This window comes from Streptomyces liliiviolaceus, from assembly GCF_018070025.1.
GTDB lineage: Bacteria > Actinomycetota > Actinomycetes > Streptomycetales > Streptomycetaceae > Streptomyces > Streptomyces liliiviolaceus.
On the sequence record NZ_JAGPYQ010000002.1, the window covers coordinates 1,720,350 to 1,733,932 of the forward strand.

The 13,583-nt window shown below is 71.1% G+C and carries 16 protein-coding genes; 6 read left to right on the plus strand and 10 right to left on the minus strand.

What is annotated here, in order from left to right:
• Nucleotides 1-69 precede the first annotated feature (69 nt).
• Both J8N05_RS42950 and J8N05_RS42955 read right to left on the minus strand, forming a co-directional pair.
• Nucleotides 70-897 (minus strand): SDR family oxidoreductase, encoded by an 828-nt coding sequence (locus J8N05_RS42950; RefSeq protein ID WP_210892937.1) that lies wholly within the window; start codon nucleotides 895-897, stop codon nucleotides 70-72.
• 17 nt (nucleotides 898-914) lie between these two features.
• The gene (locus J8N05_RS42955) at nucleotides 915-1,556 is read right to left on the minus strand and encodes a DUF1707 SHOCT-like domain-containing protein (protein ID WP_210892939.1); all 642 of its coding nucleotides are present in this window, start codon (nucleotides 1,554-1,556) and stop codon (nucleotides 915-917) included.
• A gap of 532 nt (nucleotides 1,557-2,088) precedes the next feature.
• Here J8N05_RS42955 and J8N05_RS42960 point away from each other — a divergent pair.
• Entirely contained in the window at nucleotides 2,089-2,475 is a 387-nt protein-coding gene (locus tag J8N05_RS42960) for an STAS domain-containing protein (protein WP_210892941.1), read from the plus strand.
• An 88-nt stretch (nucleotides 2,476-2,563) separates the two neighbouring features.
• Here the strand turns inward: J8N05_RS42960 and J8N05_RS42965 are convergent, their stop codons facing one another.
• Nucleotides 2,564-4,129 carry an MFS transporter gene (locus J8N05_RS42965; protein WP_210892942.1) on the minus strand — a complete coding sequence of 522 codons (1,566 nt, stop codon included), beginning with the start codon at nucleotides 4,127-4,129 and terminating at the stop codon, nucleotides 2,564-2,566.
• 99 nt (nucleotides 4,130-4,228) lie between these two features.
• The gene (locus J8N05_RS42970; RefSeq protein ID WP_247706925.1) at nucleotides 4,229-4,867 is read right to left on the minus strand and encodes a class I SAM-dependent methyltransferase; all 639 of its coding nucleotides are present in this window, start codon (nucleotides 4,865-4,867) and stop codon (nucleotides 4,229-4,231) included.
• 115 nt (nucleotides 4,868-4,982) lie between these two features.
• Between J8N05_RS42970 and J8N05_RS42975 the strand changes: the two genes are divergently transcribed.
• On the plus strand, nucleotides 4,983-5,579 hold the full coding sequence (locus J8N05_RS42975; protein WP_210892946.1) for a helix-turn-helix domain-containing protein: 597 nt from the start codon (nucleotides 4,983-4,985) through the stop codon (nucleotides 5,577-5,579).
• Nucleotides 5,580-5,621: 42 nt separating this feature from the next.
• On the opposite strand, the gene J8N05_RS42980 is transcribed toward J8N05_RS42975, so the two are convergent.
• From J8N05_RS42980 to J8N05_RS42990, 3 genes are read right to left on the minus strand one after another with little or no spacing between them, the layout of a single operon-like run.
• Complete coding sequence (locus J8N05_RS42980; RefSeq protein ID WP_210892948.1) at nucleotides 5,622-6,287, minus strand: response regulator; 666 nt, start codon at nucleotides 6,285-6,287, stop codon at nucleotides 5,622-5,624.
• Nucleotides 6,284-7,495 carry a sensor histidine kinase gene (locus J8N05_RS42985; protein WP_210892950.1) on the minus strand — a complete coding sequence of 404 codons (1,212 nt, stop codon included), beginning with the start codon at nucleotides 7,493-7,495 and terminating at the stop codon, nucleotides 6,284-6,286. The genes J8N05_RS42980 and J8N05_RS42985 overlap by 4 nt, the downstream gene beginning before the upstream one ends.
• Before the next feature lie 2 nt (nucleotides 7,496-7,497).
• On the minus strand, nucleotides 7,498-8,043 hold the full coding sequence (locus tag J8N05_RS42990; protein ID WP_210892951.1) for a hypothetical protein: 546 nt from the start codon (nucleotides 8,041-8,043) through the stop codon (nucleotides 7,498-7,500).
• 215 nt (nucleotides 8,044-8,258) lie between these two features.
• Between J8N05_RS42990 and J8N05_RS42995 the strand changes: the two genes are divergently transcribed.
• Nucleotides 8,259-8,705 (plus strand): excalibur calcium-binding protein, encoded by a 447-nt coding sequence (locus tag J8N05_RS42995; protein WP_247706926.1) that lies wholly within the window; start codon nucleotides 8,259-8,261, stop codon nucleotides 8,703-8,705.
• 41 nt (nucleotides 8,706-8,746) lie between these two features.
• On the opposite strand, the gene J8N05_RS43000 is transcribed toward J8N05_RS42995, so the two are convergent.
• The gene (locus tag J8N05_RS43000) at nucleotides 8,747-9,289 is read right to left on the minus strand and encodes a hypothetical protein (RefSeq protein ID WP_210892953.1); all 543 of its coding nucleotides are present in this window, start codon (nucleotides 9,287-9,289) and stop codon (nucleotides 8,747-8,749) included.
• Nucleotides 9,290-9,391: 102 nt separating this feature from the next.
• Between J8N05_RS43000 and J8N05_RS43005 the strand changes: the two genes are divergently transcribed.
• Entirely contained in the window at nucleotides 9,392-10,084 is a 693-nt protein-coding gene (locus tag J8N05_RS43005; protein ID WP_210892955.1) for a response regulator transcription factor, read from the plus strand.
• Nucleotides 10,081-11,385, plus strand: coding sequence for a sensor histidine kinase (locus tag J8N05_RS43010; protein ID WP_210892957.1), 1,305 nt, complete (start codon nucleotides 10,081-10,083; stop codon nucleotides 11,383-11,385). Before J8N05_RS43005 ends, J8N05_RS43010 begins: the two co-directional genes overlap by 4 nt.
• 77 nt (nucleotides 11,386-11,462) lie before the next feature.
• On the opposite strand, the gene J8N05_RS43015 is transcribed toward J8N05_RS43010, so the two are convergent.
• Nucleotides 11,463-11,756, minus strand: coding sequence for a hypothetical protein (locus J8N05_RS43015; RefSeq protein ID WP_210892959.1), 294 nt, complete (start codon nucleotides 11,754-11,756; stop codon nucleotides 11,463-11,465).
• Between the two features lie 28 nt (nucleotides 11,757-11,784).
• On the opposite strand from J8N05_RS43015, the gene J8N05_RS43020 reads away from it, so the two are divergent.
• Nucleotides 11,785-12,036 carry a PepSY domain-containing protein gene (locus J8N05_RS43020; protein ID WP_210892962.1) on the plus strand — a complete coding sequence of 84 codons (252 nt, stop codon included), beginning with the start codon at nucleotides 11,785-11,787 and terminating at the stop codon, nucleotides 12,034-12,036.
• 103 nt (nucleotides 12,037-12,139) lie between these two features.
• Here J8N05_RS43020 and J8N05_RS43025 read toward each other — a convergent pair whose 3' ends face one another.
• Complete coding sequence (locus J8N05_RS43025; protein WP_210892964.1) at nucleotides 12,140-13,453, minus strand: NtaA/DmoA family FMN-dependent monooxygenase; 1,314 nt, start codon at nucleotides 13,451-13,453, stop codon at nucleotides 12,140-12,142.
• Between the last annotated feature and the right edge of the window lie 130 nt (nucleotides 13,454-13,583).

The following is a 13,583-nucleotide window of genomic DNA, read 5'->3' on the forward strand; positions in this document are numbered from 1 at the left end:
GAGGCCCGGGTCGCCGCTCCCACCGAGGCAACCAGAGTGGTGCCGTGCACGTCCGCCGAGGGCCGAGGGTCACACCTGACCGACGAGAAACCGGCGGGCGCCTCGCAGCTTGGTGCGCAGTTTCCGCTGGGTCGCGCGGCTGTCGAGCCGGACATCCAGGGCGCCGGGAAACGCACTGCCGGCGCGCAGGCCGGTGGGCAAGCGGGAGGCGTCGATGCCGTCGCGCTCGGCGATGAGAACGCCGAGTTCATGACGGCTCAGAGCGTCTGCACCTGCAAGGTGGTGAACGCCGTGGGCGTTCGTCGAGGCCAGTTCTAGGACGGCCGCTGCCAGGTCCGCGACGTGCACCGGGCAGCGGATGTCGTCGGTGAACAGGCAGCCGTCGCGGGTACCGGCGGCGAGTTCCCGCACGGCACGTTCATGACCGGACCGGCCGTCGCCGATGATCAGCGAGGTACGGGCCACGACGGCCTGCGGGTGCACGAGCAGGACCCCGGTCTCCGCCGCGGCCTTCGCCGCGCCGTACGGGGTGACGGGGTCGGGGAGGCTCAACTCGTCGTAGTGGACACGGGATCCGGAGAAGACCGCGTCGCTGGACACATGAACGAGACGGCAGCCGTGTCTCGCCGTTGCCATCGCGAGGCGGACCGGGCCCTGGGCCGTGACCGCCCAGTCCGCCTGGCCGCTCGACGCGTTGACGACCGACCGGGCGCCGACCTCCGCCACGACCGCGTCCACCTGCTCGGGGTCCCGCAGGTCGAGGTGGCACCATGCGGTTCGAGCGGCGCTGCCGGGTTCGGTCGCGTAGGTCGCGACCGTCGGTTGCCCGGCTGCTGCCGCCTGTCGGATCAGCTCAGTGCCCAGGTAGCCGCTGCCGCCGATGATCAGGATCGTCACGAGGTGACACCGTGGGCCTACGCGGGCTTGCGCAGCAGCCACTGCCCGAACGTCCGGCGTGCGGGCCGTACCACCACGCGGCCGTGGGCCTTCTGGCCGACCAGTTCCACGCGCAGAACGACGGGCGTATCAGGATTCGCGCGCGCCTGACGGTACTTGACCCTGCTGTGCACAAGTTGCAGGCCGTCCATGTCGATCACGACGCCCGGCTTCGTGATCAGTGTCAGGGTCTTCCCCGTCATGGCCACGTCGATCCGCAAGGTGTCGTGCGTGATCACTGCCTCGGTGAAGTCGAGTGTCACCTCGCAGAAGGTGACCACGAGTTCCAGCCTCCGGGGCACCACCCAGCGCCCCACGCGCTCGACCGCACCGCTGAAGACCTGTTCGATCCGCACCACGTCCTTGGCCTCCGCCCCGGTCCCGCCGACCGTGGCCACCGTGGGCGGCAGATCGGTGGTGAGCGTGGCCAGTTCGCCCAAGGTCCTTGCGGACAGGGCGACTTCGAGGCGTTCGTCCAACTCGTCCGCGGTCAGCAGGCCGTCCCCCGCCGCGATACGCAGCACGTCGACCACCCGGTCCCGGTCCGCGTGCGAGGCACGCAGTTCGGGCGACGAACCGGGGCCGATGTGGTTCCCGGTGGGCGATATCTCTTCCGACATGCTTCCGTCCTGGTCCGGTCGAACATCTCCGCGCGACGCGGTCAGCGGCGCGAGAGAAAGACTAGCGCTGTATCGCGACATGCATCCCGACCGGGCCTCCCGGAGGAGCAACGGAGGAGCAGTGGTCAGCGCCGGTCCGCCTCATGCGCCACCCATCATGCCGAGGCCCGGTCGCGGCAACAACCACGGCGTCGCGGACGTCGGCTTCGCTGACGCACAGGGCGCATGCGGGGCGAGCGCGTGACACCCTGGTGCCGCGACACCTTGGTGCCGCGACGCCCTTGTGCCGCAGCGCCGCGCGACGCGTGAATCGCCGATGCGGAATCACAGGCCCACCGCAAGCCACTCAGCCATCATTCATTCGATCGGGTGATCTGTCGGACAGGCATATCGTTTCTGCGTGCCCACCGCGCCCTACCGTGCCAGTGAGGCGACCTGGACCCCGTGAGCCCGCAGCAACAGATCAGCACGGCCTCCGCATTGCCGTGCCGCAGTGTACGGAGACCCGGACGACGTTCATGGTGAGGCCCTCATGCAGCTGCACGATTCCCGCCCTCTGCCCAGTACGGATCTGCCTGGTGCCCATGCCCGTTGCTTCCCGCGCGGCAGGGCCACGGTGGTCGAACTGCACGGGGAGATCGACGTGTTCACCGTCGGCAGGCTCACCGTCGACCTCGACACCGCGACCGGGCGGCCCGTCCCGCACGTCATCGTCGATCTGCGGCCGGTGTCCTTCATGGACTCCAGCGGCCTGCACCTGTTGAACCGCGCCCACCATCGTGCCCGCGCCCGCAGCGGCGGGCTTGAACTGGTCAGCGACCAGCCGCACATCCGGCAACTGTTACGGCTCACCGCGCTGGACCACATCCCCCTCTCGGCCACCCTCGACGACACACCCGTCTGCATGGCCCATCAGTAGTCCCGAGGCGGGCAGGCCGACGGCCTCGGTGACGAGTACGCCGTGGAGTTCCCCAGCACCCTCGGCCCGCAGGGCGAACCTGTCCGCATCAGAGCCCGTCACCGGCCCGGGGAGCAGGATCCCGTTGCTTCGGGCCTCGCGCGAGGACGTGGACGAACAGGATCGCCATGACCGCCGCGCCCGCCCACATGGCCTGCTGCCAGCCGTCGACGAAGGACTCCTGGGCGGCCCGGACCAGCGCCTGCGCGTGCGGGTCGGCCCCGTCGGCGGCCGTGAGCGCGTTGCTGACGCCCTCGCGGGCCCTGTCGGCGGCGGCTTCCGGTACTCCGTCGAGCCGGGAGTCGATGGCGCTGCGGTAGCCGGCGGTCAGGACCGCTCCGAGCAGCGTGACACCGAGCGCGGTGCCGAACTCCCGGGTGACGTCGTTGAGTGCGGACGCGACACCTTGACGCTCGCGGGGCAGGGCGGTCGTGATGGCCTCGGTGGAGGGTGTCATCGTCAAGCCCATACCGGCTCCCATGGCGAGCATGCCGGGGAGGATCGAGAGGTAGCCGCCGTCGACGGAGACGAAGGCGGCCATGAGGACCAGTCCCGCTCCACCCAGGAAGATCCCCGCGGCCATCGTCGAACGGCTGCCGATCCGCGCGGCTGCCCGCGGCGCGAGGCCGGAGGCGGCCATCATCAGCAGCGCCATCGGCATGAGCGCCAGGGTGGAGCGAAGACCGGACCAGCCCAGCACCGCCTGGAAGTACGGGAAGAGGACCACGAAGATCCCTGCCTGTACTCCGAAGACCGTCAGCAGCGATACGGACCCGCTCGCGAGACCTCGCTCGCGGAACAGGCGTACGTCGAGGAGGGGAGCCTTGCGGCGCAGCTCCCACACCACGAATCCGGCAGCGGCAACGACGCCGACGAGGAGGCTGATCAGCGTCACGGGCGCGGTCCAGCCCCGTTGGGGGCCCTCGTGGAGGAACAGGACGAGCCCGACCACCGCGACCACGGACGTCAGCGAACCACCGGCGTCGAACGCGTGCCGCGACTCCTCGCGCGAGTTCGGGACGGATCGCAGTGCCATGACGACGGCGACGGCAACGAGCACGACCGGCAGGACGAAGAGCCACCGCCAGCTCGCCAGGTCGACCAGGACGGCCGACAGGTACATCCCCAGGATGCCTCCGCCGCCGGCGACGCCCGTCCACACGCCGATCGCCTTGGAACGCTCCTCGTCCGGGAAGGTCGAGGTGATGACGGACAGGGTGACCGGCATGATCATGGCTGCGCCCACGCCGCTCAGGAAGCGCGCGGCGAGCATGATCTCGGCCGACGTGGCAAGACCGGCCGCCGCACTCGCCGCGCCGAAGAGGAGCAGGCCCGTGACCAGCATCGGTCTGCGCCCCCACCGGTCGCCCAGCGCGCCGAGCGGCAGGAGCAGCGCGGCCAGAGTGATGGTGTAGAGGTTGATGAACCACAGGACCTCGGTCTGCGAGGCGTCGAACGCGACGGTCAACTCCGGCTGGGCGACGTTCAGTCCGGACACCGAGGCGATGACGGCCATGAGCGCGACGCAGACCCCGACGAGAATGGTCCGGCGTTGTCGTGGGTCCTGAATGGTCGGGTCGGGGGCCTGCGCGCCCGAGGACAGGTGCGTACTCATGTGATTCCTTCTCACGGAAGTTCTTTGGAGCGGGCAGGAAGACGCGGCGCCGCGGCAGAGGTTTCCGGCGGCGCGAGGCGTGTGATCAGGGGCATGCGATCAGGGGCGTCGGGTGGCGCGTACGACGACGTCGTGGAGCGGGACCGCTCGGCTCCCGTGACCGGTGAGCGTACGGAGACGCTCTTCGGCGGTGACGATCTCCCAGTCCCTGCCGTCGAGGCGCGCGGTGATGGCCTCGGAGGTGGCCGACGCCTCGGCAGGTGGGTGGTGTCCGTGGCCGGTGGAGTCGGAGGTGTGCAGGTGCCCCACGATGAGGAGCGTGCCGCCGGGAGCCACCCATCCGGCGATGCGGTCGTAGAACTCCAGCTGCGGCATCGCCGGGTGGGCGTAGTGGGTCATGACCAGGTCGAACTGCGTGTCCGGGCGCCAGCTGCCCAGGTCCGCCTCGACCCAGCGCACGCTCTCGGGGGCACCGCTCGTCGCCGCGCGCTGGGCGGCCAGGGCGAGTGCCTCGGCCGAGATGTCGGCCGCGGTGACCTGCCAGCCACGGGAGGCGAGCAGGATCGCCTCGGCGCCACTGCCGCATCCCGCGTCCAGGGCCGTGCCCGGTGTCAGGTCGGCGGTCTCATGAATGAGGTACGGGTTCGGCGGGTTGCCGCCCATGGAGCCGGGGCGGTCGGCCGACCCCTGCTCCCAGTGCCGCTCCCAATATTCCTTGTCGAATCCGTGCGTCGCCATTACGCCCTCCATGTTCGTGACACCCCTCTGCGGAGGCGTTTCCCGGTTCCTGCTTCACAGTGCAGAGAGGTACGGCCATTCGGCAAACGTCGTTGCCGAATGGCAAAATGGCGGCATGGATGAAGCGATCGACCGCACTCTGGACGCCGTCGGACCGAGGCTGAAGCGTCTTCGGCTGAACAGGGGCGTCACGCTCACCGACCTGGCGGCGGAGACCGGCATCTCCACCAGCACCCTGTCCCGCCTGGAGGCCGGCCTGCGGCGCCCCACGCTGGAGCAGCTGCTTCCGCTCGCCCGCGCCCACGGGGTCACGATCGACGAGCTCGTCGACGCACCGCCGACGGGCGATCCCCGTATCAACCTTCGTGCCATCCCCTGCGGTGACGGCGCGGTCGTCCTGCCGCTGACCCGCAGGCCCGGGGGGATCCAGGCCTACAAGTTCGTCCTGCCGACCGGAAACGACGACGCCGAACCCGACCTGCGTACCCATGAGGGCTATGACTGGGTCTATGTCCTCAACGGGACACTCCGCCTCGTCCTCGGGGAGCACGACCTGATCCTCAGGTCCGGGGAGGCCGCGGAATTCGACACGCGCACCCCGCACTGGTTCGGGGCCACCGGTGCCGGTCCCGTCGAGTTCCTGAGTCTCATCGGGAGACAGGGCGAACGCGCACACGTCCGTGCGGCACCGAAGCAGGTCCCGGCCGAGTGAGCCTGGTAAGCCGAGCGAGAGGACAGTGAGAGAGTCCGGAGGTCAGGCCAGGCCCGCCGCGATGGCCCGGCGGACGGCTTCGGGGCGGTCTCGGATGCCGGCCTTGGCGAACAGGTTGTTGATGTGGGTCTTGACCGTGGCCTCGCTGATGAAGAGCTTCTCGGCGATGGCCCGGTTCGGCAGGCCCTGGCCGATGAGGGTGAGCACTTCGCGCTCGCGTGGCGTCAGGTCCGGCGGAAGTGCCTGGTCCGGGGCCGACGGACGGGCGCGGGCGGTGGCGAGGAGGCGGTCCTGGACCTCGCGGTCGAGTACGGACTGTCCCGCGGCGGCGGCGCGGATCGCTCGGACGATGTCCTTGCGCCCCGCGTTCTTCGTCAGATAGCCGCGGGCACCTGCGCCCAGCGCTGCCAGGATCGAGTCGTCGTCGGCGAAGGTGGTCAGTACGACCACGGCGACCTGTGGGTGTTCCTCGCTCAGTCGGCGGGTCGTCTCGATGCCGTCCATCACGGGCATGCGCAGGTCCATCAGGACGACGTCCACCGATGCGGCGGCCACGGCGGCGAGCACTTCGGTGCCGTCCGCCGCGGCGGCGACGACCTCGATGTCCTCGGACATGCCGAGCACCGCGGCAAGGGGCTCACGGACGGCGGCCTGGTCGTCGGCGACGATCACCTTCAACGGCTGCGGGTCATCGGTCGGTTCACTCATCCCGGGATCACTGCCTCCACCTGCCAGCCGCCTTGGTCGGGGCCCTCGGTGACCGGGCCCGCGGTAATGGTGCCACCCAGCAGGGCGACGCGCTCACGCATCCCGATCAGCCCCATTCCGCTGCCGACCCCTGCGGTCACCTCGCGGGTCGCGGGCCCGTTGCGGATTCTCAGTGTCGTCGATGCGGCGTCGAAGGTCAGCTCCACCCCGGCGTCGCCGCCCGGTGCGTGCCGGGCTGCGTTCGTCAATGCCTCCTGGGCGATGCGCAGCAGGTTCTGGGTGACCGTGGCCGGCAGTTCGCGGACGGTTCCGGTGACGGTGAGGGCGTCGCGGTGGCCGGAGGACTCGACCATCGCGCTCAGGCTGTCGAGCAGCGGAAGGGAGTCCTCCCGCAGCGCGTGCACGGTCCACTGGGCCTGCTTCAGGCTCTCCTTGACCATGCTGTGCGCCTTGTCGTTCGCCTCGCGGACCTTTTCCAGGTCGCCGGTGTCGATCAGGGCGTCCGCCAGTTCCAACTGCATGTTGATCCCGGCCAGCGAGTGCGCCAGTACGTCGTGGACGTCCCGGGCGATGCGGCCGCGCTCGGTGAGTATGGCGGTCCTGGCCTCGGCGCGGGCGGCCCGCTCGGCGGACTCGGCGGACGAGAGCATCGCTTCCAGGGCGCGCTGTCTGCTGCGGCTGAGGATCCCCACCACCACCGGAGCGCCGATGGTGAGGCCGAGGGACCAGGGCAGCGCCTCGTGGCCGGGGCCGAGGCGGAAGTACAGGACACCGCTGCAGAGCAGGCTGGTCAGCGCCGCGAGCGAGAGGGCCTGCTTGAGCGGAAGCCGGTAGCCGATGTGGCCGACGAGGAAGTAGGCGAACAGGTAGCAGGAGCCGCTGCGGCAGACCCCGATCAGGGCGGCGGCCGCGACGACACCCGTGGTCAGCCAGACGAGCGCGACGCGGGGCGGAACCCTGGCCTCGGGAACGTGCCGCGCCATCAGGGCCACGGAGTTGACCACGATCAGGGCGGCCACCGCCAGACCACGGCCGCTGGTGTCCAACGGCCGGACGGTCACGATCGCGATGACCACGACCGCCAGGGTGATGGCCCACTGGAGACGGGGGTCCTGGCGGGGCACGGCCCGGGGGCCGGGCTCCCTGTCGGGGGCCGGCCCGGGGTGCGGGGCACTCACTGATGCGGACACGCCGCGACCATAGCCCATGGTCAGACCGTGTGGTCGAGGGCTGCGGCGGCGGGCCGCGGGCCCGCGGAGAGCTGCGGCTCGCGCATCGCCAGACGGCTCCTGACGAAGATCGTCGCCAGCCGGGTGACCACCTCGGTGAGCGCCATCAGCACGAACGCGGCGACCCAGGCCTGGGAGGTGGTGATGTCGTGGGTGACGCTGAACCGGCCCACGTCGTCGGCGCCGCCGTGGTCGACCCACACCTGGAAGCCCATGCGCGCACCCATGCCCAGCACCCACAGGACCGCCGATATGGCGCCTGCCTTGATGAAGAGATGTCCGTCGGCACTGCGGATCCGGGTGTAGACGCCCCCTGCGACGCCGAGCGCCGCGCCGACGCCGACCAGCGCTGCGATCAGCACCAGGTCGTTGCCCGCGGTGGGGATGGTGTGCAGGTAGTGGGAGGCCACGAAGGCCACGATCCCCAGCGGGATCAGATAGGACTTGAGGTCCAGGCGGCCTTCCCGCAACTGCCGGAAGACAATGAGCACGAGGGCGATATCGGTGATCCAGTCGGTGGTGGTCATGCCCTCAAGATTGGCGTTTCCGGGCCCGAAACACCTGGACCCATGGGTGGAAGTACGGGTGGAGTTCGAGCCCGCATCTCCTCCACCCGCGGACGATCCGGCACGGTCGTCGAGCCGGCGTCCCGGCCACCCGTCCGGCCCACCATCTCGCGCCGCCGAGCCCGGTCTCTTCCTAGCGTCGACACGATGGCCGCTCGGGCCAGTAGGAGGAACTCATGCCACGCCGCGCCACCCTCGCATGCATAGCCGGTGCCATCGTGTCCATCGCGCCACTCGCCGGGACCGCCCACGCCCAGGACCTCGACTGCCGCAACTTCACCTACCAGGAAGACGCGCAGGCCGTGTACGACCAGGACCGCAGTGACCCGAACCGGCTCGACGAGGACCAGGGCCCGGACGACGGCATCGCCTGCGAAGTTCTGCCCCGCCGTACCGCCGCCCTCACCACCCCGGCCTCACCAAGTGCCCCCTCCTCCGTGCTGCCCACGCTCGGCGCACGGGCCGGCGTCGGTGGCGCCTCGGCGTCGCATCCCTCCGGCTGGGACATCGCCATCGGTGCGTGCCTCACCACTGGCGCGGCGCTCGCTGTCGGCTATGTCGCCCTGCACCACCGCGGGCGACTCCACCGGCTCGTTGCCAGAGGCAGCCACGACAAACAGTGAATCCGTGTCCGCCACCACCCGGTGCGTCAAACCGAACCGTGTCAGTCGTCCAGTTTCCACGATCCGGTGGGGCGGCCGTCCACGCAGCGCACGCGGAGTTCGGCCTTGCCCGCGGTGCCCTCGAACCTCACCTCGACGTGTTCGTCGTCGGGGCCCCGGTCGGCGCTCTTCACCCCGTATCCCTGGGCGGGAGCCCACGAGAGCAGCCGTACGGTCGCCCCCCGGCAGGTTGCGATCGCCGTGCCGCCCTGAGCGGAGAATGTCTTTCTCACCTCGGGTGCGGTGGCGGCGGGTGCGGTCGTGGCTGGGGAGGACGTGGGCGTCCCGGTGTCCGGAGTTCCGGTCGGGTCGGTCGGGTCGGTCGAGCCGGTCGGGGTCGCGGTGTCCGATCCTCCGCCCGGGCCCGACGACGAGGCCTTCGCCGCGTCGAGTTGCTGTTCGACCTGCGCCGAGCTGAGCGTCCTGCCGTCGGAGGAGCCGGTGATCCCGTCCCCGATGATCTCGACGGCGGCCAGGCCGGTGAGCGTGGCGGCCACGGCGGCGGCCGTCCAGCCGGCCAGGGCGAGGAAAGTACGGGATGGCATGCGTACGACTATGCCCCGGCCGTCGATAAGGAGAGCACCGGGGAAACCTAAGGGATGGTTAACAGCGCGGACCTGTCCGACCGCTCGGATAGCGTGCCTGCTGTGGTTCACCTCCTGATAGTCGAAGACGACCCGACGATACGGACGCCGTTGCTCCGCGCCCTGCGCGAGCGCGGTCACGCCGTCGCCGCCGCGCACACCGCGATGGGCGGGCTGCAGACCGCGCTGGACGAGCGTCCCGATCTCGTGGTCCTCGACCTCGGCCTGCCCGACCTCGACGGCATCGAACTGCTGCGCATGCTGCGGGCGGTCAGCCCCGTCCCGGTGATCATCGCGACGGCCCGGGACGACGAGGCGGAGATCGTCCGGGGGCTCGACGCCGGCGCCGACGACTATGTCGTGAAGCCGTTCACCGCCGCCCAACTGGAGGCACGGATCAGGGCGGTGCTGCGGCGCGGCACCAACTCCCGGGAGCCCGCCGCCGCCACCGTCGTCGGTGAACTGCGCATCGACCCGGGCACCCGCGAGGCGAGCCTCGCCGGAACCGTTCTCGACCTCACACCCCGCGAGTTCGACCTCCTCCACCATCTCGCCGGCCGGGCGGGCCAGGTCGTCAGCAAGCGGGAACTGCTCACCGAGGTGTGGCGGGTGCCGTACGGGAGCGCCGACAAAACCGTGGACGTACACCTTTCGTGGCTGCGCCGGAAACTCGGCGAGAGTGCGCAGGACCCCCGCTATCTGCACACCGTACGAGGTGTCGGTGTCAGGCTGAGCGCGCCCGCGGACCCGGCGTGAGACGCCGTCTGACCCTGCTCGTCGCGGCGACCATGTGCCTGGCGCTCCTCGCGTTCGTCGTGCCCCTGGCGCTGCTGCTGCGTACGGTCGCGCAGGACCGTGCCACCGTCGCCGCCAGCGCGGACGCGCAGAGTCTGGTGTCGCTGGTGGGGACCGCGGACCCCAAGACCCTGCGGAGCAGCGTCGAGCACGTGGCGGCCGGGGCCCGGGGGCCGCTCACCGTCTACCTCGCCGACGGGTCGGTCCTGGGCACCCCGGTGGCGCGGACCAGTGCCGTACGGCTCGCGGACCTGGCCGGGGTCAGCCGGACCGTGGAACGGGCCGACGGACGCGAGATCGTCGTGGCCGTGCTGGGCCGCCCGGACGGCACGGCCGTCATCCGCGCCTTCGTGCCCGCCGCCGAACTGACCCGCGGGGTCACACAGGCCTGGCTGGTACTCGCCGGTCTGGGCGCCGCGCTCCTGCTGCTGGGCCTGCTCGTGGCCGACCGCCTCAGCCGTGCCCTGGTGAGCCCCATCTCGGATCTGTCCGCCGTGTCCCACCGGCTCGCACGGGCCGACCTCACGGCCCGCGCCCGCCCCGACGGGCCGCCGGAACTGCGCGAGGTCGCCGGCGCCCTCAACCATCTCGCCGACCGGATCCAGGAACTGCTGCGCGAGGAACGCGAACAGGTCGCGGACCTCTCCCACCGGCTCCGCGCACCCCTCACCTCCCTGCGGCTGGAGGCGGAATCGCTGACCGGAGCCGACGCAGCCCGGATCACCGCCCGGGTGGACGCCATGGAACGGGCGGTCACCGGCCTCATCAGCCAGGCCCGGCACCGCCCGGAGGCGGACGCGCACGCGCGGTGCGACGCGGCCCCGGCGCTCCGCGAGCGGGTGGCGTTCTGGACCGTACTGGCCGAGGACACCGGGCGGGCCGTCGCCCTGGACGTCACGGCGGAGGGCCCCCTGCCGGTCGGTGTCCCCGCGGACGAACTCGCCGCCGCCGTGGACGCGTTGCTGGGGAACGTGTTCGCCCACACCCCCGACGGGACCGCCTTCTCCGTCACCCTGTCCCCCCGCTCCGGCGGTGGCGCGGTGCTCACGGTGGCCGATGAAGGACCCGGGCTGTCGGCGGACCTGGCCCGACGGGGCACCAGCCTCGGCGGATCCACCGGCCTGGGCCTGGACATCGCCCGCCGGGCCGCCCAGTCCAGTGGCGGCCACATGACCCTGACGACCGGCCCGGCAGGCGGCGCCCGGGTGACTCTGGAACTGGGACCGCCCACGCCCCGGGTCGCCCCTCCCCCGCCCCCATGACCGCCTTAGCGCGCTCTTAGCACTGCCGCAGCGCGGCCCTATCCCGGCCCGCGCGAACCTCTCCTCAACACCAGCAATCACAGGAGGTTCGCCATGAAGCGCGCATCACTCGTCCTGCTCACTTCGGGAGCACTGGTCGCCGCGATCACCGGTACGGCGTTGGCGGGCGGAAGCGACGACACGTCGCACTCCCGCAGCACGTCGTCGGCCTCGACCTCGGCTACGGCCACGGCCACCCCCGGACCGGCCTCCGACGCACCGAGCGCGTCCCCGTCCCGGTCGGAATCGGAGTCGGAGTCGGAGTCCGCGTCGCCGACAACGGCTCCGACCACGGCTCCGACAGCCGACGACGACACGGCAGGACCGGCCACGGCCACTCCCACACACCCGAATTCGTCGGTGGGCAGCCGACGCGCCGGGGAGATCGCGCTCTCCCACGTGGGCGGCGGAACCATCAGCGAGGTCGAGGCCGAGACGGAGCACGGCCGCTCGGTGTGGAGCGTGAAGATCCTCAAGAACGGCAGCCGGTACGAGGTCCACGTCGACCGGGGCAGCGGCGAGATCACGCGGTCACGGACCAAGTCCGACGACGACCACGGCGGCTCCGACGACGACGGCCGTCACGGCCGCCACGGTCGTCACCACGACTGATCCTCCCTCCCATCCCGTGCGGGGCCGTCCCAACTGCCCCGCACGGGATGGGTGGCGGCCGCGGCTAAGGCACGCCCGTTCACGGTGCGGTCGCCGGGCCGGTTCAGACCCGGGCGGTCGCGGAGGCGCGGGCCGGCAGTTCGAGGCCGAGGTTCTCGCGCAAGGTTGTGCCGGTGTAGTCGGGGGCGACGATCTTCCGTTTGCGCAGTTCGTGGAGGAGGCCGTTGACGGCGAAGTCGTGCTGCCGCGGGTCCGCGAGGCCGCTCAGCGAGATCACGTCGAGGACACCTGCCCGGAACCGTTCCTCGACCGCGTCGGCGAGTTGCTCGGGGGTGCCCGCGGCGGCCCAGTGCCCGGTGTCCTGGGCCGCGACGACGAGTTCCCGCAGGGTATAGCCCTGGCGCGCGTACCCCGTGAAGATGTCGACGCGGCCCCGTCGGCGGTTCACCGAGGTGATGTCGGGCAGCAGGCTCTCCGGCAGTTTCGAGTCGAGCGGGATCTCCGACAGGTCGATGCCGCCGCCGAGCATGTCGGCCACCTGCGCGCGACCGCGTTCGAAGTCGATCGACTCCCGCTTCTCCCGTACGAGCCGGCGTGCCTCCTCCTCGGTGGAGCCGTAGGTGGCGTGCAACGAGCTGAAGATGAGCGGCAGTCCGCCGGCCCGGCCGAGCCGTTCGGCCTGGCTCCGGATCTTCCGGGTGAAGTCCACCGCGATGTCCAGGGTGGGCAGCGAGGTGAACACGATCTCGGCGTACCGGGCGCCCAGCGCCTGCCCGGCCTCCGACTGACCGGCCTGGAGCTGTACCGGGCGCCGCTGCGGCAGCGGCGGGATGTTCAGCGGACCCGCCACGGTGAAGAACGGACCCGAGTGGTCGATCGGATGCACCCGCTCGCGGTGCAGCACCGCCTTGCCGTCCGCGCCGACGGTCAGAGCGCCGGGTTCCCAGCTGTCCCACAGGGCGTTGACCACTTCCAAGGTCTCCGCGGCGCGCGCGTAGCGCTCCTCGGGTCCGGGCAGCTCCCCGGGGCCGAAGTTCTCCTCGCCGATGGAGGAGGTGACCAGATTCCAGGCGGCCCGACCGTTGCTGACGTGATCGAGGGTGCCGAACAGCCGGGCCAGGTTGTAGGGATGGTGGAACGTCGTCGAGACCGTGGCGATCAGGCCGATCCGCGAGGTCACCTGGCTGAGCGCCGAGACGAAGACCAGTGGTTCCTGCGAGCCGATCGGGCCCTGGGCGCCGAAGCTGAGCAGATCGGCGGTGAACAGGGCGTCGATCCTCGCGGCCTCGGCGAGTCCCGCCACGCGCACGGCGGTGTCCAGCGTCGATCGGGTCGGATCGATCGCCAGGTCGTACGTCTCGGACGTGCCGCCTGCTCCGGTCACGGTCTTCAGCGTCCTGGGGCGTTCTGCACTCACGAATCGTCCATTCCCACCGGTCGGGGAGCGATGCCGAGGCCGGTGTCGACGCCCAGGCCGACACCGACGGCGACACCGGCGTCAGCACCGGTGACGTCTGAGGGCGGAGGAATTCCGGCGGCGCGCGCGG